Consider the following 20,977-nt stretch of genomic DNA (forward strand, 5'->3'; position numbering starts at 1 on the left):
TTTTTATATTTTTTTATATCCTTTAATTTCATAAGACTCGTCTTTTTCATTGAAATTGAGTTCACTGACGAGTGTATGTTGTTTTAAGAAATAAAGTCGATCTGCATCCGAACTTGGTACTGTCTCCTCGTAATACGTTAAACTATGCTTAATTTGATTGATTAATAAATTTTTCACTTTATCTTTATCTGATTCATCTCTACTTGAAACAAATACATAAGGTTGTTCAGAAACTGGTAAGTCCATATTACTTGGACATTGATCCTTTTTATTAAAAATCACTGATTGTGGAATTTGATTCATATCTAGCTGCTTAATAAGTTGATTGACAGTATCATATTGAGAGCGATACTCCGGATGACTTGCATCTACCACATGTAAAAGTAAATCTGCACCTTTAGCTTCTTCTAAAGTTGATTTAAATGCAGCTACTAGCGTTGTAGGTAATTTTTGAATAAATCCAACTGTATCCGAAATAATTAAATTAAATCCTTCATTGATTTGTATCTGCCGAGTTTTAGGATCTAATGTTGCAAACAATTGATTTTGTTCATATGTTGTTTCATTGGCTAACACATTAAACCATGATGATTTACCAGCATTAGTGTATCCTACTAATGCAATTTGAAAGACTTGATTCTGTTCACGTTTACTACGGTATCTGTCTCTGTGCTCAACAACAGTTTGTAATTGATGCTTGATTTCATTCATTCTTGTACGGATATGTCGACGATCCATTTCTAGCTTCGTCTCACCTGGACCACGTGTACCAATGCCACCACCAAGTCTTGATAAACTACGACCATGTCCCTGTAATCGTGGTAATAAATAGTCTAATTGTGCTAATTCTACTTGTAGCTTACCTTCTCTACTTTTTGCTCTTAAAGCAAAAATTTCAAGGATTAGCTGTGTTCTATCGATAATTTTTATGCCCAAATTGCCATTTAATGTTTTAGATTGAGCTGTCGTTAATTCATCATTAGTCACAACGACATCTATATCATGGAATTCTATAAAAGCTTGAATTTCTTCAATTTTACCTTTACCAACATAGTATTTGTGATCAACTTGTTCACGGTTTTGAGTGATTTGACCTTTAACATTTAATTGGCATGTCTCTGAGAGCGCTTCTAATTCTTCCATAGTAGATTCAAAATTAAATTCATTATCGTTTTGAGCATGTACACCGATTAGTACAGCCGTTTCTAATTTTTTCTTTGTATCATGTGTTGATAGCTGTGCCATGATATACATCTCCTTTTATTTTAGTTCTTAAATATTTTATCATAGTGCCAATATAAAGACTATTCGTCAATATTATGTTAAATTGTAATTAATTCGAAAGGGTGATCTTATGGAAAATATATATGACTTCGTTGTTGAAAAGAATACAGGAGAAACATATAAGTTAGAAGATTATAAAGATTATGTGATGTTAATCGTAAATACTGCAAGTGAATGTGGTTTCACACCACAATTTGAAGGGTTACAAAAGCTTTATGAAAAATATAAAGATCAAAAATTTATTATTTTAGGCTTTCCTTGTAATCAATTTGGTGGTCAAGAACCTGGATCGGGTGAAGAAGCTGCTCAAAACTGTAAATTAAATTACGGTGTAACATTCCCTATCCATCAAAAAATTGATGTTAAAGGAGAACATCAACATCCGTTATTCCGCTTCCTTACTGATGCACAACAAGGAATGTTTAATGAAAAAATTAAGTGGAACTTCACTAAGTTTTTAATAGATCGTGACGGTAATGTAGTTAAACGTTTTTCTCCGCAGAAGAAACCTGCACAATTAGAAAATGAAATCGAAAAACTTCTATAAAATATCAAACTTGAACTAATAAATTTAACATGAAAAAGCTTCATTTAAAGTGATGAGCAAAGGCGACAAGATAAACGCGAATGCTTACTTTAAATGAAGCTTTTTTGAATTACAATCTTTAATACGATAAAGCACTAATTAGAACCAATAAATCTTTTTCTCTTCTATGTAACTATTGCGACGTTCATTTTGATTTGTGCTTTACTGCACTTCAATTATGTCTTATTCTTCAGATGTTTCTGATGCTAATTCGTTTTCATCATCAATCATGAAAGTGCTGATCGCATGTTTGTAAATCAGATGTTGTTTTCCTTGTGAAACTAAACGAATCACTTGGCTGTCGAAATCTTCAATTGTTCCTTTCATTTGGAAACCATTTAGAAAGAACACAGTGACTTCTGTTTTTTCTGATTTAAAGTTCTCTAGTGCTTGATCTTGGATGTTTTCGTTTGCAATCATGTTCAGTACTCCTTTTATTTATTTGGGGTGTAATCTCATCTAACATCATTTGAAGTGACATATTTTCTCTATCTAACCAGTGAACGTTCATTTTATTCTTAAACCAAGTCAATTGACGTTTCGCGTACTTTCGCGAATTCTGTTTTAACTTATCAATAGCTGACTGTAAATCCATATTCCCTTTTACAACAGGTATTAATTCTTTATACCCAATTGCTTGCATACTTTGACTTGACTCATAGCCTTGTTCAACTAAGTGTTGCACTCCATTAAATAATCCGTGGCTCAACATAATATCAACACGTTTATTTATTTTTTCATATAATGTTTCACGCGACATTTCAATCCCTACTAATAATGTATCATAATTTTCAGTGAATTGTTGAACTTTCTTGCGATAACTTAAAAGTTTTTTTGTTTTTAAATAATATTCTATCGCTCTCAATACTCTTTTTCTGTTATTAGGGTGTATATTGTCAGCTGATTCAGGATCAAATGAATTAAGATATTCATGTAATTCATTATTATTTAAATTCGCCAATTCATTTAATTTAGATTTAACCTCTTTCATTTTCTCTTCTGAAACGGTTTCATCTTCAAATTGATAATTATAAAGTAAAGATTGAATATATAATCCAGTTCCACCAGCAACAATCGGTGTCTTACCTCTTTGAATAATATCATTGATACACTTTTCTGCTCGTTGTTTGAAATCATAAGCAGAAAATGTGTCATCAGGATTCAATATATCAATCATATGATGGGGAATACCGTCCATTTCTTCTTTTATAACTTTAGCAGTACCAATATCCATTTGTTTATATACTTGCATAGAGTCGCCACTAATAATTTCTCCATTACATCGTTTTGCTAATTCTATGCTTAATTCTGTTTTTCCAGACGCCGTTGGTCCTACAATTACAACTAGAAATGGCTTATCTGTATTACTCATCTTATTCACTCACTTTATTTTTCTTTAATATTTGCTTTTTAATCCATTCAAACATATGTTGCCAAGTTGTTAAATAATCATCTTCAAATAATATTTCATGGCGTTTATTTTTATATAATTGCACAGTTATGTGTTTGATTCCTGCTTTTTTATAAATCTTACCTAGTTTTTTAACACCTTTACCATATTCTCCAAAGGGATCATCTTTGCCTGAAATTAATAGTATAGGTAGATTGTGATTCATCTGCTTTAATGATTTAACATTGGCAGTGTCCATCATATATTTAACTGTTTGATAAATCAGTTGGTTAGATACTCTGAATCCACAATATTCATCATCGATAAATTTGTTCTCTTCTTCTCTTTTGGTAGATAGCCAGTCACTTTCTGTTTGAGGTTGATCAATCTTTTTAGTAAATGATTTATTCATTAATTGGTTAACCCATTTAACTCGACGTCTTTTACCTAAAATAATAGTGATTAATTTCAATAAAACCATAGTGGGTATGCCTTTCCATTTAGGAAACATACCTGTGCCTGTTAATATGAGACCATTTGCAAATTGAGGGTATTGTTTTACAAATAGTCTTGCAATGATTGACCCCATTGAATGACCTAACACAATATAAGGTAGTTCAAAATGGCTATCATAAATGGTTTCTACTATTTCGTATGCATCGTCAACAACCTGTGTCATATCATTGAAGTGGCCTCTTTCATTTTCATCTATATTTTTACCGTGACCTCTATGATTATGTCTGAGCACATCATATCCTTGTAAATTTAATGCTTTAACTAACTCATTATATCGATCCATATGTTCAGCCATACCATGAAAAAGATGGACAATACCAATCGTTTCATTATTAGCTTTATCTATTTTCACTTCAATCATTGTTCCATCTTTGACTGTAATGTTGAATTGACTTTGACTCACGCATATACCCCCAAAACTTCTTATCTTCATTAATCATGTTTATTAATATAAACATACATATTATATTCAATATACCTTTTGATAACATCGGAATCAAATTGTATGCATATTGAGTTAACAATTCACATTCAGATATATTTTTTGGCTCATAAGCATGTATGACAATTATAACATTTCATATAAAAAAAACTACTAACATTGAGATAAAAAACTCAATGTTAGTAGTTTAAAATTAATTTTAATTATTCTTTAACTGCTGGTTGGTTGTTACCAGATTGTGCTTCATCAATCGCTTTATTCACTTCATCAGTATAAGCTTGTTTTTGACCTTCACTATATTGAAGCATATCTGCTAATACATCGATAACTGCATCTTTATATTGTAATACATCATCAATATTGAAGTATAATTTACCTGATCTACGTACAAGGAAGTCAGTTGGTTTAAATACCATTTCTTGTTGGATACCATAAATTAATTCTACATAGATTTCTAATGGTAATTTACTAGTATGGTATTGCGCAGTTTGAGCAATGTTGAATAAATCATCAACATTTGAACCGTATTTACTTGCTAAACGGTATGCTACATCTTCATCAATACCAAAACCTTTAGCAGCGTCTACTTTTTGTTTAACAAAGTGGTCAAAGTTTTTACTACCACCAACGTCACCACCAGAAATTTTCAATTCTTTAGTCGCACATGGTTTGAATGTTAAACCATATTCTTTTTTTAGACGTTTAGCTAATAAATCAACAATTTCTAACGCCATATGACGGTATCCTGTTAATTTACCACCCGCGATTGTTAATAAGCCAGACTCGCCTTCCCATACTTCGTCTTTACGAGAGATTTCTGAAGGGTCTTTACCTTCTTCTAAAATTAATGGACGTACACCAGCCCATGTTGATTCGATGTCTTCATCTTTTACATCAACTGTTGGGAACATGTAATTAATCGCATCTATTAAATAATCTCTATCTTCTTGCGTTGTTAATGGTGTTGCTTTTTCATTATCATAGAAAGTATCTGTAGTACCTACATATGCTTTCCCTTCTCTAGGAATCGCAAAAATCATTCGACCATCTTTTTCTGTATCAAAGTAAACTGCTTGTTGTAATGGGAATTTAGATTGATCGATAACCACGTGAACACCTTTTGTCAAACGTAATTGTTTGTTATTACGTGCATAGTCACCGCTTCTTACTTCATCTACCCAAGGTCCTGATGCATTGATTACTTTTTTAGCTTTGATAGGATATGTTTCATTATCAATCATATCTACTACTTCAATACCATTTACTTTTTTATTTGAATCGTAAGTAAAGTGTTCTGATTTTGTATAGTTAATGATTTCAGCACCTTTTTCAGCTGCTTTTTTCATCACTTCAATAGTTAATCTTGCATCATCTGTACGGTATTCAACGTAATAACCGCCACCTTTTAATCCATCTTGCTTCACTAAAGGCTCTTTATTAATTGTATCTTGTTTAGAAAGCATTTTTTTACGTTCAGATTTTTTAACACCTGCTAAACGATCATACATTGTTAAACCAATGGCAGTTGTAAATTTACCAAATGTACCACCTTTATGCATAGGTAATAACATCCATTCTGGTGTTGTTACATGTGGACCATTTTCATAAACAATTGCACGTTCTTTACCAGTTTCAGCTACAACGCCTACTTGTAGTTGTTTTAAATAACGTAACCCACCATGTACTAATTTTGTAGAACGTGAACTAGTCCCTTGAGCGAAGTCTTGCATTTCTACTAAAGCAACTTTCATGCCACGATTACTAGCATCTAATGCAATACCTGCACCTGTAATTCCGCCACCAATAATAACAACGTCATATTCTTCATTCTTTAAATTTCTCTTAATGTGATCCCTTTTTAGTGTTGATAAACCCATAATTCAACGCCTCCTATTTAGTATAAAAAAAGAGAGACTTATCCCACAATTACCATTTAATTGTACGAATAAATCTCTCATTTCTCGATTTCCTTATTAACTTGTTTCAAGTATAACATAAATAAGAAAATCTAGTCTATCTCATGCTTACAATTTATTAATTTGCCAAAGACTAATCTTCTAATTTAAATACTTGTGTAGCTTCTACAGCCTTTTTCCAACCTTTATAAAGCTTAGTACGTTGTTCTTCTTCCATTTTTGGTTCAAATTCTTCTTCAAGTTTCCATCTGTTAGCAATGTCATCTTTACTTTCCCAGAATCCAACTGCTAAACCTGCTAAGTATGCAGCACCAAGTGCCGTTGTTTCTTGAATTTCAGGTCTTTCTACAGGTGTATTAACAATATCTGCTTGGAATTGCATGATAAAGTTATTTTTAACTGCGCCACCATCAACTCGTAAGTTTTGAACTTCGATACCTGAATCTTTAGACATTGCTTCCATTACATCGCGAGTTTGATAACATAGTGATTCTAATGTTGCACGAATGAAGTGTTCTTTTTCAGTACCACGAGTTAATCCAAAGATAGCGCCTCTAGCTTCAGAATCCCAGTAAGGTGTTCCTAATCCAACAAATGCTGGTACAACGTATACACCTTCAGTTGAGTCTACTCTAGTCGCATAGTTTTCAGTTTGTGGTGCTGAATTAATCATTCTTAATCCATCACGTAACCACTGAATAGCTGAACCTGAAACAAAGATAGAACCTTCTAAAGCGTAGTTTACTTTACCATCAATACCATATGCGATAGTAGTTAATAATCCGCTGTCAGATTTAACTGCTTCTTCACCAGTGTTCATTAACATGAATCCACCAGTACCATAAGTATTTTTCACGTCACCTTTGTCGAAACATGCTTGACCAAATAAGGCAGCTTGTTGGTCACCAGCGATACCTGCAATTGGTACGTTTTGACCAAAGAAATGATAATCAACTGTATGTGCATAAACTTCACTTGAAGGTTTAACTTCAGGTAGCATACTTTCAGGTACTTCTAAAATATCTAATAATTCTTTATCCCATTTTAAGTCATGGATATTGAACATTAATGTACGACTTGCGTTTGTATAGTCTGTGATATGTGCTTCTTTACCAGATAATTTCCATACTAACCAAGAATCAATTGTTCCAAATAGTAAATCGCCATTATCAGCTTTTTCACGTGCACCATCAACATTATCTAAAATCCATTTGACTTTTGTTCCTGCAAAATATGGGTCTAATAATAAACCGGTTTTGTCACGGAATAATGCTTCATGACCTTGATCTTTCAATTCTTGGCAAATACTTTGAGTTTGACGAGATTGCCAAACAATTGCATGGTAAATTGGTCGACCAGTATTTTTATCCCAAACAACTGTTGTCTCACGTTGGTTTGTAATACCAATACCTTCGATTTGTTCTGCTCTAATGTTATGTTCGTTCATTACTTCTGCCATAACAGATAACACTGAAGTCCAAATTTCATTCGCATCATGCTCTACCCAACCTGATTGTGGGAAGTGTTGTTTAAATTCTCTTTGTGCTACACCTTTAATTTCGCCATCTTTATTGAATAAAATAGCTCTTGAACTAGTTGTTCCTTGGTCTATTGATAAAATGTATTTTTCCATAGGTATTTGACTCCTTTTGATGTCTTCAATATTATTTAAAGTATTTTAATGATAATTACTTATATCATATATCAACACATCATGTTAATTTATATGCAATTTTTTAATATCACATGCTAAAAATAAGATATTTCTTATCTTGATTAATAGATTGATTCAATATCGTTACTTTTAGAAGTTCTATTTAAAACCACACCTAATACTAATGTAATGATAACTAAAATAATACCAACTACACAACTTACATTAAATGTTTGTTTATAAAATACTTCATAAATGACTGCACCTAACATACCACCAGAGATTGGACCTAAAACAGGTACAATAGCATATGACCAGTTTGAACCACCTTTACCAGCAATCGGTAAAATGGCATGTGCGATACGTGGACCTAAGTCACGAGCAGGGTTGATTGCATAACCTGTTGTACCACCTAAACTTAACCCGATTGCAATAATTAAAGCACCAACAATTAATGGATTTAAACCATCGGCGATTTTATTTACACCGATGAATAAAATACCTAATGTTAAAGCTGTTGTACCAATAATCTCACTTAAAAAGTTTGCGAAATAATTTTTAATTGCAGGGGCTGTTGAGAACACGCCTAATTTTGTTGCTTGATCTTCTGTTGCTTTCCAATGTGGTAAATACATTAACCATACTAGAGCACCACCTACGATACCTCCAAGCATTTGGCAAACGATGTATCCTGGAACTTGTGCCCAACTAAATCCACCATCCATTGCTAACGCGATAGTAACTGCTGGATTTAAATGTGCACCTGAAAATTTACCAACTGCAAATGCACCCATTGCAACGGCTAAACCCCATCCTGTAGCGATAACAATCCAGTCAGCGTTATTACCAGCACTACGTTTTAAATTAACGTTAGCACAAACGCCGCCACCAAAAAGTATAAGGATGGCCGTACCTAAAAACTCTGCTAAATAAGCATTCATATAACTATTCCTCCCAAAATAGATAGGGAGACCCCTACAACGTTATAAAGCTGCAGAAATCTCCCCTTCTCTGTTCTAATATTAACTTTTAATAACTTGGTTATATATTACAGTTATGTTGTAAGCGTTGTCAATATTTTTGTTATAAATTTGTCAAAATTATTTCATTTCAATCCTCATTACTCAACTCATTTTTGATATATAAAAAGGAATCAGCGACTCATAAGTTCGACTGATTCCTTTACATAATAAAAGTTGCTATTTCATTGTTACCATAATTTTTGATTACTTGTTGTAATATATTCTGCACCATTATTAATGGCCTCTTCTACTTCAGATACTTCACTAATCAATCCACCTGCAATTACAGATGTATTTGTCTCTTCTTGAATACATCTTACTGCCTTATGTGCGATGCCTGGTAGAACTTCAACGAAATCTGGTTGTACCTTTTGTATTAATTCAATACTTCGGCTCAAAGCTTGACTATCAATAATAAACACTCTAAAGATAGTTAAAGTATTTAGTGACTTTGCTTTTTTAATCACTTTAGTCTTAGTTGAAACAATGCCTTTAGGTTTATACTGTTGAATAATATATTCACAAGAATATTCGTCATGACTTAAACCTTTGATCAAATCAATATGGATATAACATTCAATACCTTTATTTTTTAACAGATCTAATATACTTTTAAGATGACCGATATGCATATCCAACAGTACACATGATTTATATTCGGTTTTAATTAGCTTATCTAAGTCTTTCATATTTCTAATTGCTGGGAGTATATTTTCTTTCAAATGATTGCTCCTCTCTACATTACACGTTTAAATAATTTTTCTAATTCGTAATTCGAAAAGTTAATGATAATGGGTCTTCCGTGCGGGCATGTAAATGGATCTTCCATTTCACGCAATTGATCAATTAAATCTGCCATCTCATTATTTTTAAGATAATGATTAGCTTTAATCGACTTTTTACAAGACATCATTATTGCTGCATCTTCACGCATTTTTTTCACATCAATTTTTTTATTTTCTAATACGAGTTCTATCATATCTTTGATGATTTCTTCCGCTTCTGCTTTTGGAAACCAAACTGGATAACTATTAACAATATAATCATGTCCTCCGAAATGTTCAAGGTGTACGCCAACTCTGTCTAATTCCTCTTGATACTGATCGATAATGAATTGTTCATCTTTTGAGAAATGAAATGTCATTGGAATTAACAAGTTTTGAACTTCATTTGTTACTTCGCCAATTTTTTCTCTAAAATATTCGTATTTGATGCGTTCTTGAGCAGCGTGCTGATCAATCATAAACATGCCATTTTCATTTTGAGCAATGATATATGTGCCATGAACTTGTCCGACAACTTCCATATATGGTACACGTCGTCGTGTTGACGCACTCACCGCCCCTTTAATGTCATTTTCATTTCGATCTTCTTCTTGTTCTAGTGTCTCATTTTGATTATCTAATTCATTTAAAATATCTTTTTGATTATTGAAGTAATGATCATTATGATTACGTTTAATATATTGAGAGTCATTAAACAAAGTACTTTCATTGTCTTCATTCACTTGTGAAATATTTTGATTATTATCTTTTTCAAATGCCGATCCACTTAATTCATCTTGTTTTTCATCTTCAGATAAATGTGAACGATTTGGGTCTTCAATTTGTTTACGTTCAAAGTCTAACTTTTGTTGCTCAAAACTATTGAGTACTTTATTTTTCTTTGGATGAGTATCTAAATCATTTTTTGGAATAAGAATTTTATCTTTAAATGCTTCTCGTATTTTTTCTACTATCAAATCATATAGTTGTTCTTCTTTAGATAATCTCACTTCTAGTTTAGTTGGATGCACGTTGACGTCTACTAAAATAGGATCCATTTGAATATTGATATAACAAATAGGATATCGACCAATTGTTAGTAACGTATGATAACCTTCTACAATAGCTTTATTCAAAACGAAATTTTTAATATATCTACCATTGATAAATATAGAGATATAATGTTTATTACTTCTAGAATGTTCAGGTCTAGCTACATATCCTTCTAAATGGTAATCACTTGTATCACCTGTGATATGTACAAGATCTTTTGCCACTTTCATACCATAAATTTCTGCCATTACTTCATTTGTTTTCCCAGAACCATTCGTTTTGAGTAGTGTCTTGCCATCAGAAACAAGAGATATCCTTATATCTGGGTGACTCATTGCCATGCGATTTACAATATCAGTTATTTTCCCTAGTTCTGTATACAGACTTTTAATATATTTTAATCTGGCCGGTGTGTTATAAAATAATGATTCTACAAGGATATCCGTACCTTTTTTCGCTTTAGCTGGTTTTTGGTTAATAATTTCACCATTCTCAGCATATATTTCATGTCCATTTTCATTATCTGTACAGGTACGTAACGTTACTTTCGATACTGAAGAGATACTGGCTAATGCTTCACCACGAAAACCTAATGTTCTAATATGAAATAAATCATCATCTGCATCTAATTTACTTGTCGCGTGACGATGAAATACCAAACTTAAATCATCAGCTTCTATTCCTGTACCATTGTCTACTACGCGTATCGATGCAACACCAGATTGTTCTACTTCAATATTTATTTCAGTTGATTGGGCATCAATGGCATTTTCCAGTAATTCTTTAACAACCGAACTAGGTCTTTCGACTACTTCGCCAGCTGCAATTTTATTAGCTAAGGAGGTTTGTAGTTCTTTAATTTTTCCCATTTACAACACCTCTATTTTAATTGATTTTGTAATTCACTTAATTTTACCAATGCTTCAATTGGTGTCATATTTGATAAGTTTAATGACTTAATGTGTGCTTCAACCTCACTTTGTTGAGGTTCCGATTCAAATAAGTTAAATGACGCTTGTTCGAATGGCGTTTCTTTCTCTTCATACTTGTTTTGATGTGCCTTTTTATTAGGTGCCTTAGCTTCTTCAATTTGATATGATTCAGATTGAACAATCTGAGGTTCAGGACTATCAGATTTTTGTTCAAAATCATTCAAAATAACTTGCGCTCTTTGAATGACTTCATCAGGTAAATCTGCAAGTTTTGCTACTTGAATACCATAACTATCATCCACCGCACCATCTTTAACTTTGTGTAAGAAGATAAGCTCTCCTTTATATTCATTAGCAGCAACGTGTACATTTTTTAAACATGGTAATAGTTGATCTAATGTCGTAAGTTCATGATAGTGTGTTGAGAATAGCGTTTTAGCATGTGATGTTTGTGCGACATACTCTATCATCGCTTGTGCCAACGCTAAACCATCATACGTTGATGTTCCTCTTCCTATCTCATCAAAAATAATCAAACTATCCTCAGTAGCATAGGTTAATGCTTTTTGAGCCTCTAGCATTTCTACCATAAATGTACTTTTACCTGAAACTAAATCGTCTGCAGCACCAATACGAGTGAAAATCTGATCAAATATTGGTAATGTCGCAGATTCACAAGGTACATAAGCACCCATTTGAGCCATTATACTAATAATTGCAATTTGTCTCATATAAGTCGATTTACCAGACATATTAGGGCCCGTTATCAGATAAATAAATGTATCATTATCTAACGCACAATCATTAGGTACGTAATCATTATAATCCATGACACGTTCAACAACTGGATGTCTAGAATTTTCTAATTTTAATGTTTTATCATCACTAAAATGTGGTCGAACATAATTATATTTTTGAGCTATTTCGGCGAAACTTTGTAAACAATCTAGTTCCGATATGATTTTAGCCTGTTTTTGAAGTCTCTCAGTATATTCTTTAATATGTTCTCTTAATTTGACAAATAATTGATATTCTAACTCTATTGCTTTATCTTCAGCACCTAATATAATATCTTCTTTTTCTTTTAACTCATCTGTTATAAAGCGCTCAGCATTAGATAATGTTTGTTTACGATTATATCCAAACTGTGCTGGTTCAAAGCCTTGCAAGTTAGCACGAGTAATCTCGATAAAGTAACCAAATACTTTATTAAAGCTTATTTTCAGAGATTTAATACCAGTACGTTCTCTTTCTTTCGCTTGTAATTCAGCGAGCCAAGATTTACCGTTACGTGATGCTTCTAAATATTCATCTAATTGTTGATTAAATCCGGATTTAAATAGGCCACCATCTTTGACTGAAATAGGTGGTTCTTCAACCAAGCTATTTTCTAAAACTTCGAGTAAGTCATCAAGCGGTTCGAGTGCATCAAATTGAGTAATCTTATCACTATCTAATTGACTTAATAAATGCTTTATATTAGGTATTTCACTAATTGAATGTTTAAGTTGAATTAAATCACGTGCGTTTACATTTCCATAACTTACACGACCTACTAGTCTTTCTATGTCATACACTTGATTTAAATAGTTTCTCAACGTATCTCGTTCGATAAAATGATTAATAAACTCATCAACGATATTTAATCGTTCTTCAATTTGTTGTTTATATATTAACGGACGGTCTATCCACTGTTTTAGTCGTCTTGCACCCATCGGCGTCTTCGTTTCATCCATCAACCATAAAAGCGTGCCTTTTTTAGATTTTAATCTAATGCTTTCAGTTAATTCTAAATTTCTTTTGGCATAGAAATCCATCTTCATAAAATCAATTGCAGCATATTGTTGTACATCTTGCAAGTGTGATAAATCTCTTTTTTGTGTATGTTGTATATAATCTAACAATAATTGCGTTGATTGTTGCATGTGCTGATGTTCAATGTTATTCACTTCAAAATATTGACTTGAAATCTCATCTCGAACTGTAATGGTTTCTGTAATCATATTAATTTGTCGTTGCATATTTTCAGATAAAGGTTCACAAATGACTATTTCATTAGGATTGATAGTCGTGATTTCATTTAATAATGTAGCTTCATCTTCAAAATGTGTGGTTTTTAATTCACCTGTTGAAATATCACAATAACTTAATGCATATTCTTGTGGCGTTTGAATAAAACTCAAGATATAGTTATTTTGCTTTTCATCCACGCCGCCTTGATCCATAACTGTCCCTGGCGTTACGATTCGAACAACTTCTCTTTTAACCATACCTTTAGTTTGTTTTGGGTCTTCCATCTGTTCGCAAATCGCTACTTTATACCCGTTATTAATTAGCGTCTCTATATAACTATCTGCTGAGTGATAGGGAACGCCACACATAGGTATAGGATTATCTTTTTTGGCATCTCTTTTTGTTAAAGTAATTTCTAATACTCTTGATGCTTCTTTAGCATCGTCGAAGAACATTTCATAAAAGTCTCCAAGTCTAAAGAATAACAAGCAGTCATCATATTCTGATTTGATTTTTAAATATTGTTGCATCATTGGTGTCACATTTGACATAAAGTTCTTCACAACCCTTATTTTATAGTCTTTTTCTTTAAATATTTTAATCATTTTATGTAATTTTTTACGTACTATTTAACTCATCTATTTTAACATATACAATCATATCTAGCCCATTATCTAAAATGAACCAAAAAAATACGCACAGTCCTATGTGCTTAAACATAACAGTTACACATTAGACTATACGTACTCAATCATCATTTTTGAAAACGATCTAAGAGACCTCGTCGTTTTAATATTATTAATATAACATAACTAATTGCTGCACCTATAATACTAGATACAATGAAAGCAGTCATAAGCGGTTTTACAAAGAAATTTTGTAAGTTAAGTACCCATGCTAATGGAATACAAATCAAACTTCCTATAATACCTGTTCCTAATACTTCACCAACAGCAGCCATAAAGATATGCTTACGATACATATAAAATAAACTAGCTAAGAATACACCAATCCATACTGCCTGGAAATGCAAACACACTCCCTGTACCAAATGTTACGCGTAAAATGGATGATATTAAAGCTTGTGCTAATCCATACCAAGGCCCTACAAAAACTGCACAAAGTACATTAACTAAGTGTTGCATAGGTGCTGCTTTGATTGGACCAAGCGGAATGACAATGATACTGCTTAAGATGACATTAATCGCTATCAATAGCGCTGTTATGGTTAATTTTCTAATATTCAATGCATTGTCTCCTTATCCAATTTATTTGTCGTGGTAGTTCTCATTATGCTCATTTAAGCGATTTTCCATCGTTTTAATCATCATTTGTAATAGATCATTAGCTTCATATTGTGACGCACGAAATTCTTCAACAATTGGTAATTCATTGATTTCATTTTCTAATTGATGGATTTGATCCTCTGATTGATGAAACGCCGTTTCTTTACCATAATTTTGTAAGTTAACTGATTGTTTTTGTTGCTTTTTTAATTGATTCATTTTATTTTCAATCGCTTTATTATTATGAATTTGAGATTCAATTGATTGATATTCTTTAATCATTTCTAAATTTTTAATCTTCTGTGCTAATTGATCCGCATTAGAAAGTATTTGTTTTTTATTATACATTATTATTGCATCACCAATTCTCTTTGATGTTCTCCTATAAAAGTACCATTTAAAGAATATTGTTTAGCTTCATCAATTTTAACATCTACTAACTTACCAACCATTTCTTTTGGTGCTTTAAAATTAACTAATTTATTTTTTGAAGTATATCCCGCTAAAACAGTATCATCTTTTTTACTTGAGCCCTCACATAAAACTGTAACAATTTCATTTTCATATTGGCTCATAGCTTTTTGAGAGTACTCACCGACCTTTTTGTTTAAGCGTTGTAGACGTTCTTTTTTAACATCGGTAGGTACATTGTCTTTCATTTTAGCAGCAGGTGTACCGTCTCTTTGAGAATATAAATAAGTATATGCATGTTCAAATCCTACTTCATCATATAATGTTAAAGTATCCTCAAATTGTTCTTCAGTTTCATTAGGGTAACCTACAATAATATCTGTCGTTAAGGCAATATTGGGAATGGCTTCTTTTATACGAGATACTAAATCTAAATAACTTTCTCTCGTATATTTTCTACCCATAATTTTTAATACTGCATTATTTCCTGACTGCACTGGCAAATGAATATGCGGAACAATATTACCTCCATTAGCAATTACTTCAATCATACGATCTGTAAAGTCCCATGGATGACTAGTTGTAAATCTTACTCTTGGAATATCAATTTTAGAAATATCTTCTAGTAAATCGCCTAAACCATAGTCAAGTCCTTCAATGTCTTTACCATAAGAATTAACATTTTGGCCTAATAATGTAATTTCTTGATACCCTTCTCTTGCCAATTCTCTTACTTCATCAATAATGTCTTCTGGTCTACGACTACGTTCTTTACCTCTCGTAAATGGTACGATGCAATATGTACAGAATTTATCGCAACCATACATAATATTTACCCATGCTTTAATATGACCATCACGAACTTTAGGGAGATTTTCAATAACATCTCCCTCTTTAGACCATACTTCTACAACCATTGCTTTTGATAAGTAGGCTTCCTCTAAAATTTCTGGTAGACGATGTATATTGTGAGTACCGAAAATCATATCGACATTTTGATATGATTTTAATATTTTGTTTACAACTGATTCTTCTTGAGACATGCAACCGCATACCCCAATTAAACAATCTGGTCTTTCCTTTTTTAAATGTTTCAAGTTACCGATTTCACTGAACACTTTATTTTCTGCATTCTCACGAATTGCGCAAGTGTTGATTAAAATAACATCAGCAGTGTTAATATCAGTCGTTGCACTATAACCTAAAGCTTCTAAAATCCCCGCCATCACTTCAGTATCATGTGCATTCATTTGACAACCGTACGTTTTAATTAAAAATGTACGTTCTTTACCCATGCCACGATATTTTTCATCTATTTGAAAGTCTCTATTGTACTCAACTTCTTGTTTTCCACGTTTTTTTGCTTCTTTTAAATTCGGTGGTTGATACACATGTTCAAAATATTTGCTATAATCTTTTTCTTCTTTACGATTACGTTCTGCTAAAATATCTATCGTACCAGCTTTTCTCTGCTCTTCATTCACTATTAAAAATCCTTTCTATATGCCCATATATCATTTCTACATTATATTAAATTTAATACAAAAGTGCAAAAAGCGTCACCATTCATTCAAACAAAAAAAGGCTAAAACCAAAGCTACTAGCATCATTGTCTAAACGGATAATATGAAAGAAAAGCTTTCTTTCTGACTACATTAAAAATTTGTTAGCTACAATAAACATAATTGAAATAAATTTATGCTTTGTACATATAACTAATTATTATCCGATTGGAATACCATCATTTGCCACTCAAAACAGTAAAGCTTTTGGTTTTGCCTTATTTGTCCACTATTATTTCTATAAATTTTATAATTCGTTAGGAATTGCAGTAAATCATTTTAATTTTACTCTGCATCATATTTTCCTGTTAATGTTTCTATTTCAATACCTTCAGGGACATGATAAAACTTAACTTGACTTATTGTACTTGGACACTCTAGTTCAACCATTCGTTGATTTAATTTTTGTATTAAAATTAGACATTCATTCATGTCTCCTTGGACTGTTGTCTCGAGAGGACCAACACGGTAATGTAATCCAGATTGGTCAATGATTTTAATTGCTTCATCCACATAAGGAATAACATCTTCATTGTTTGGTGTTTTAGGTATAATTTGAATACTCATCAATGTATCGATCATTTTTTGCACCTCAATTTATATTATATATCGTTTTATATGCTTATTTACATTCTTATCTAATTTTCCACTTTATCAAGTGCTGTTGCAAGTGCATTAGCAAAATCATATAAAAAATCATCCCAATTGCTTTTCTCTTCTCTACTTTTCCGACCAATTTTTCCATCTTTAAAAAATTGCTTTCTTAAAGATTTCGTTAATTCAAGTTGAACGCCACCCTTAATACGAGTTTGATTCACAATATTCTCTTTTTGCTTACCAGACATTGTAGAAGGCGCATGCTCCACATTCACACCAATTTTATCAAGTTCTGATGTGATAAGTTCAATTAACGCTTCATCTTTCCCACCGATGTAAGCGACTGATTCATGTCCAGTACATCCATGTATTGAAATAGCTCTTTTACTTTTTTGAGTCAATTGACAAGCCGTATCATTATCGTAGTGTATAGATGTCACATGTAATTCATTATTACCTTTACTTCTATCCCCTTTAAAAGTAAAAAAATTATAATCATTGGTTTGCGCAGTGACTAATGCTAATTCGCTAGTTGCAGGTTCGATACCACCGCCATGAATAGCTAGAATAGTAACATCATGATGATTATCTATGGATTCGATATGCCAATCTTTATCTTCATTAGTATATTTTTGTAATTCATTCATCGTACTATATTTATCCATACCTAAACCTCCTCAGTTGATCTTTACTATTCTATTCCACAAACATTATATATTTAATGCTAATTTACAAAATCATTATAATACTAACAAATTTATAAAAACGAAAATGCCCTTTTCAAATTATAAAATTGGATATGTAGTTAGTTAAATATTTCTTATGATTTCAAACTTTAAATGTATAAGTCAAAAATATAATTAGCCTGAGACATCTTTTATGCCCCAGGCTAAATAATCAAAGTTATACAAATTGTTTAGTTAAATCATTAAATGTTTCTTCAGAAATGTGAATGTCTTTTTTAGCTAATGCTTCGCCTTCCATTTCTTCAATTTGTGACTCATATGAAGGTGTCTCAGTATCTTGATAAACAATACCTTTAACTAGTGATTCGTGTTCCAACACAGTTTGAATGGCTAGTTGTTTATTAGTTGGATCATAATTTTCAATATCGTCAATACTAATTAAGTTTTCTTTAAACCAGTCATACGTATTAATTTTATTATAAGTCACACAAGGTGAAAATACATTCACAAATGAAAAGCCGTCATGGTTGATTGCATCTTCAATTAATTTCGTTAGTGCTTTGATATCACTTGAAAAACCTTGAGCTACAAACGTTGCACCAGATGATAACGCTAATTCTAAAGGTGCTACATTTTTCTCAATATTTCCTTTTGGCGTTGATTTTGTAACAAAGCCTACAGCTGATGAAGGTGATGTTTGTCCTTTAGTTAAACCATAAATTTGATTATCCATAACAATATAGGTCATATTCATATTTCTACGTAAAGCATGAATTGTATGTCCCATGCCAATAGCATATCCATCACCATCTCCACCAGAAGCGATGACAGTTAAATCTTTATTAGCCATTTTTACACCTTGTGCAAGTGGTAATGCACGACCGTGTATCGCATGGACCCCATATGCATTAATGTAACCAGATAATCTACCTGAACAACCAATTCCTGTAATGAGTGCAACTTCCTCAGGTTCTAGTCCTACATTTGCTGCTGCTTTTTGTATAGCAGCTTGAACAGAGAAATCGCCACACCCAGGACACCAGTTTGGCTTAACATTATTTCTAAAATCTTTAAATGTAGCCAATTAGACCAACTCCTTTAATTCTTTGGCAACTTCTAAACCTTTATCTTCAATTTCATGTGGTAAGAATGGTGTGCCATCATATTTCGTTTGATTCACCAATTTATCTTGACTATTAACGTTCATTTTAATAATACTTGCTAATTGCCCTTGATAGTTATGTTCTGCAATAATTACTTTTTGAGCTTTATCAATTGCATTTTGGATCGTTTCTGTAGGGAAAGGATGCAGTTGTCTAATTTGTAACGTATTAACAGCAACATTTTGATTATTTAAACGTTGTGCACCTTCTTGAATTGCCCCTTTACTAGAAATAAATCCAATATATAAAATATCTGCTTGTTCATGATTTTCAGTAAGTTCTACTGGATTTTCTATTAGAAGATTTTTCGTTTTTCTCATACGTTTATCCATTTGTTGTTGACGATTTGCAGCAGCTTCACTTGTCTTACCTTCTTCATTATGTTCAACACCGGTAATGTGATGAATGCCGCCTTTAGTACCTGGAATAGGTCTAGGTGAAATACCGCTTCCTGTTAATGCATATCTTCGGAAGTATGTTTTGTCATCTTCTTCTCGTTCTATATCAGATTGAATGAGTTCTCCGCGTTTAATTTGAATTCTATTATAATCTAGATTTTTAACAGTTTGTTTACCTAATGATAACTGTAAATCGCTTAATATAATTACAGGACATTGGTATTCTTCTGCTAAGTTAAATGCTTCCATGGTTAAATAAAATGCATCTTCTGCATCTGTTGGCGCAACAACGATTTTAGGAATATCGCCATGTGTACCGTATATCATTTGCATTAAGTCTGCTTGTTCTTGTTTTGTAGGTAAACCAGTTGATGGACCACCACGTTGTGTATTAATCACAACAAATGGCGTTTCAGTCATACCTGATAAGCCTATTGATTCCATCATTAATGATAATCCTGGACCTGCACTAGCTGTAAAACCTCTAACGCCTGCATAATTTGCACCAATGGACATCGTTGCAGCTGCTATTTCATCTTCTGTTTGAACAACTGTTCCGCCCACTTTAGGTAAATTAGCAATCATGTACTCCATAATCTCAGATGCTGGTGTAATAGGATAGGCAGCCATAAATCTTGAACCTGCTGAAATAGCACCTAATCCAATAGCATCATTACCAATCATATAAAGATGTGGTGCTTCATTACTTTCCTGTAATTCAAAGTCACCATTGATATCGGTTAATTGTTCTTTCATTAGCTGATATCCTTGATTTAATGCTTGAATATTCATTTCAACTACTTTGTCACCTTTTTTAGTGAACATATTAGTAATTAAATCTTCAAACGTAGATGTATCTAAATGCATTAATGCTGATGTAGCACCGATTGCCACCATATTTTTCATTAATGCAGTACCTAATTCTTTTGCAGTACTTGTAAACGGTAAATCTATAAGTTGTGCCTGACAATTTTCAGGTTTAACTGGTTTCGCTTTTGAATCGGCGATAATAATACTATCTTCACGCATCTCATGATGATTAACTTCAATAGTCTCTTGGTCAAATGCTATTAAAATATCTAAATCATCACTTATCGCATGTACTGGAGATGTAGACACACGAATTTTATTGTTTGTGTGTCCGCCTTTGATACGACTTGAAAAGTGTCTATAGCCATATAAGAAATAACCTTTTCTATTCATTGCCGTCGCAAAGATTTCACCAGTTGATTCAATACCTTCACCTTGTTGTCCGCCCACTTTCCATGATATTTGTGATTTCATATCATAAGCCTCCTGTGG

Annotated in this window: 17 protein-coding genes and 1 pseudogene; 1 reads left to right on the plus strand and 17 read right to left on the minus strand. The window is 32.4% G+C overall.

Translation table 11 applies throughout. From position 1 onward, the window contains the following. Positions 1-3: 3 nt before the first annotated feature. Positions 4-1,245, minus strand: coding sequence for a GTPase HflX (hflX, locus tag P7F85_RS07425; RefSeq protein WP_002466639.1), 1,242 nt, complete (start codon positions 1,243-1,245; stop codon positions 4-6). 109 nt (positions 1,246-1,354) lie between these two features. Between hflX and P7F85_RS07430 the strand changes: the two genes are divergently transcribed. Continuing rightward, complete coding sequence (locus tag P7F85_RS07430; protein ID WP_002451266.1) at positions 1,355-1,831, plus strand: glutathione peroxidase; 477 nt, start codon at positions 1,355-1,357, stop codon at positions 1,829-1,831. 222 nt (positions 1,832-2,053) lie between these two features. On the opposite strand, the gene hfq is transcribed toward P7F85_RS07430, so the two are convergent. The 16 genes and pseudogenes from hfq to P7F85_RS07510 all read right to left on the minus strand — a co-directional run bounded on the left by hfq (position 2,054) and on the right by P7F85_RS07510 (position 20,959). Next, positions 2,054-2,290 (minus strand): RNA chaperone Hfq, encoded by a 237-nt coding sequence (hfq, locus tag P7F85_RS07435; RefSeq protein ID WP_447158534.1) that lies wholly within the window; start codon positions 2,288-2,290, stop codon positions 2,054-2,056. Further along, on the minus strand, positions 2,244-3,242 hold the full coding sequence (gene miaA, locus P7F85_RS07440) for a tRNA (adenosine(37)-N6)-dimethylallyltransferase MiaA (RefSeq protein WP_447158535.1): 999 nt from the start codon (positions 3,240-3,242) through the stop codon (positions 2,244-2,246). The genes hfq and miaA overlap by 47 nt, the downstream gene beginning before the upstream one ends. A 1-nt stretch (position 3,243) precedes the next feature. Beyond that, positions 3,244-4,179 carry an alpha/beta hydrolase gene (locus P7F85_RS07445; protein WP_002466638.1) on the minus strand — a complete coding sequence of 312 codons (936 nt, stop codon included), beginning with the start codon at positions 4,177-4,179 and terminating at the stop codon, positions 3,244-3,246. Between the two features lie 242 nt (positions 4,180-4,421). Then, positions 4,422-6,095: a glycerol-3-phosphate dehydrogenase/oxidase gene (locus P7F85_RS07450; RefSeq protein ID WP_015365055.1), complete on the minus strand. Its 1,674-nt coding sequence runs from the start codon at positions 6,093-6,095 to the stop codon at positions 4,422-4,424. 172 nt (positions 6,096-6,267) lie between these two features. Beyond that, positions 6,268-7,767 carry a glycerol kinase GlpK gene (gene glpK, locus P7F85_RS07455; RefSeq protein WP_002465648.1) on the minus strand — a complete coding sequence of 500 codons (1,500 nt, stop codon included), beginning with the start codon at positions 7,765-7,767 and terminating at the stop codon, positions 6,268-6,270. 143 nt (positions 7,768-7,910) lie between these two features. Continuing rightward, positions 7,911-8,729, minus strand: coding sequence for an MIP/aquaporin family protein (locus P7F85_RS07460; protein ID WP_002465653.1), 819 nt, complete (start codon positions 8,727-8,729; stop codon positions 7,911-7,913). 269 nt (positions 8,730-8,998) lie between these two features. After that, positions 8,999-9,532 carry a glycerol-3-phosphate responsive antiterminator gene (locus P7F85_RS07465; protein WP_002465650.1) on the minus strand — a complete coding sequence of 178 codons (534 nt, stop codon included), beginning with the start codon at positions 9,530-9,532 and terminating at the stop codon, positions 8,999-9,001. Positions 9,533-9,546: 14 nt separating this feature from the next. Next, positions 9,547-11,496 (minus strand): DNA mismatch repair endonuclease MutL, encoded by a 1,950-nt coding sequence (gene mutL / locus P7F85_RS07470; protein WP_002465649.1) that lies wholly within the window; start codon positions 11,494-11,496, stop codon positions 9,547-9,549. A gap of 11 nt (positions 11,497-11,507) precedes the next feature. Further along, on the minus strand, positions 11,508-14,123 hold the full coding sequence (gene mutS / locus P7F85_RS07475; protein WP_046464371.1) for a DNA mismatch repair protein MutS: 2,616 nt from the start codon (positions 14,121-14,123) through the stop codon (positions 11,508-11,510). 203 nt (positions 14,124-14,326) lie between these two features. After that, positions 14,327-14,819: pseudogene (gene thiW, locus P7F85_RS07480) on the minus strand (energy coupling factor transporter S component ThiW). Positions 14,820-14,840: 21 nt separating this feature from the next. Next, positions 14,841-15,206, minus strand: a complete 366-nt coding sequence (locus P7F85_RS07485) for a RicAFT regulatory complex protein RicA family protein (protein WP_015365058.1) — start codon at positions 15,204-15,206, stop codon at positions 14,841-14,843. Positions 15,207-15,208: 2 nt separating this feature from the next. Continuing rightward, positions 15,209-16,753, minus strand: a complete 1,545-nt coding sequence (gene miaB / locus P7F85_RS07490; RefSeq protein WP_002465480.1) for a tRNA (N6-isopentenyl adenosine(37)-C2)-methylthiotransferase MiaB — start codon at positions 16,751-16,753, stop codon at positions 15,209-15,211. A 363-nt stretch (positions 16,754-17,116) separates the two neighbouring features. Beyond that, positions 17,117-17,413, minus strand: a complete 297-nt coding sequence (locus tag P7F85_RS07495; RefSeq protein ID WP_002465478.1) for a thiamine-binding protein — start codon at positions 17,411-17,413, stop codon at positions 17,117-17,119. 56 nt (positions 17,414-17,469) lie between these two features. Beyond that, positions 17,470-18,093: a poly-gamma-glutamate hydrolase family protein gene (locus P7F85_RS07500; RefSeq protein WP_015365059.1), complete on the minus strand. Its 624-nt coding sequence runs from the start codon at positions 18,091-18,093 to the stop codon at positions 17,470-17,472. Positions 18,094-18,331: 238 nt separating this feature from the next. Continuing rightward, positions 18,332-19,198, minus strand: coding sequence for a 2-oxoacid:ferredoxin oxidoreductase subunit beta (locus P7F85_RS07505; RefSeq protein ID WP_002451251.1), 867 nt, complete (start codon positions 19,196-19,198; stop codon positions 18,332-18,334). After that, the gene (locus tag P7F85_RS07510) at positions 19,199-20,959 is read right to left on the minus strand and encodes a 2-oxoacid:acceptor oxidoreductase subunit alpha (protein ID WP_015365060.1); all 1,761 of its coding nucleotides are present in this window, start codon (positions 20,957-20,959) and stop codon (positions 19,199-19,201) included. Between the last annotated feature and the right edge of the window lie 18 nt (positions 20,960-20,977).

Source organism: Staphylococcus sp. aM (assembly GCF_052975125.1).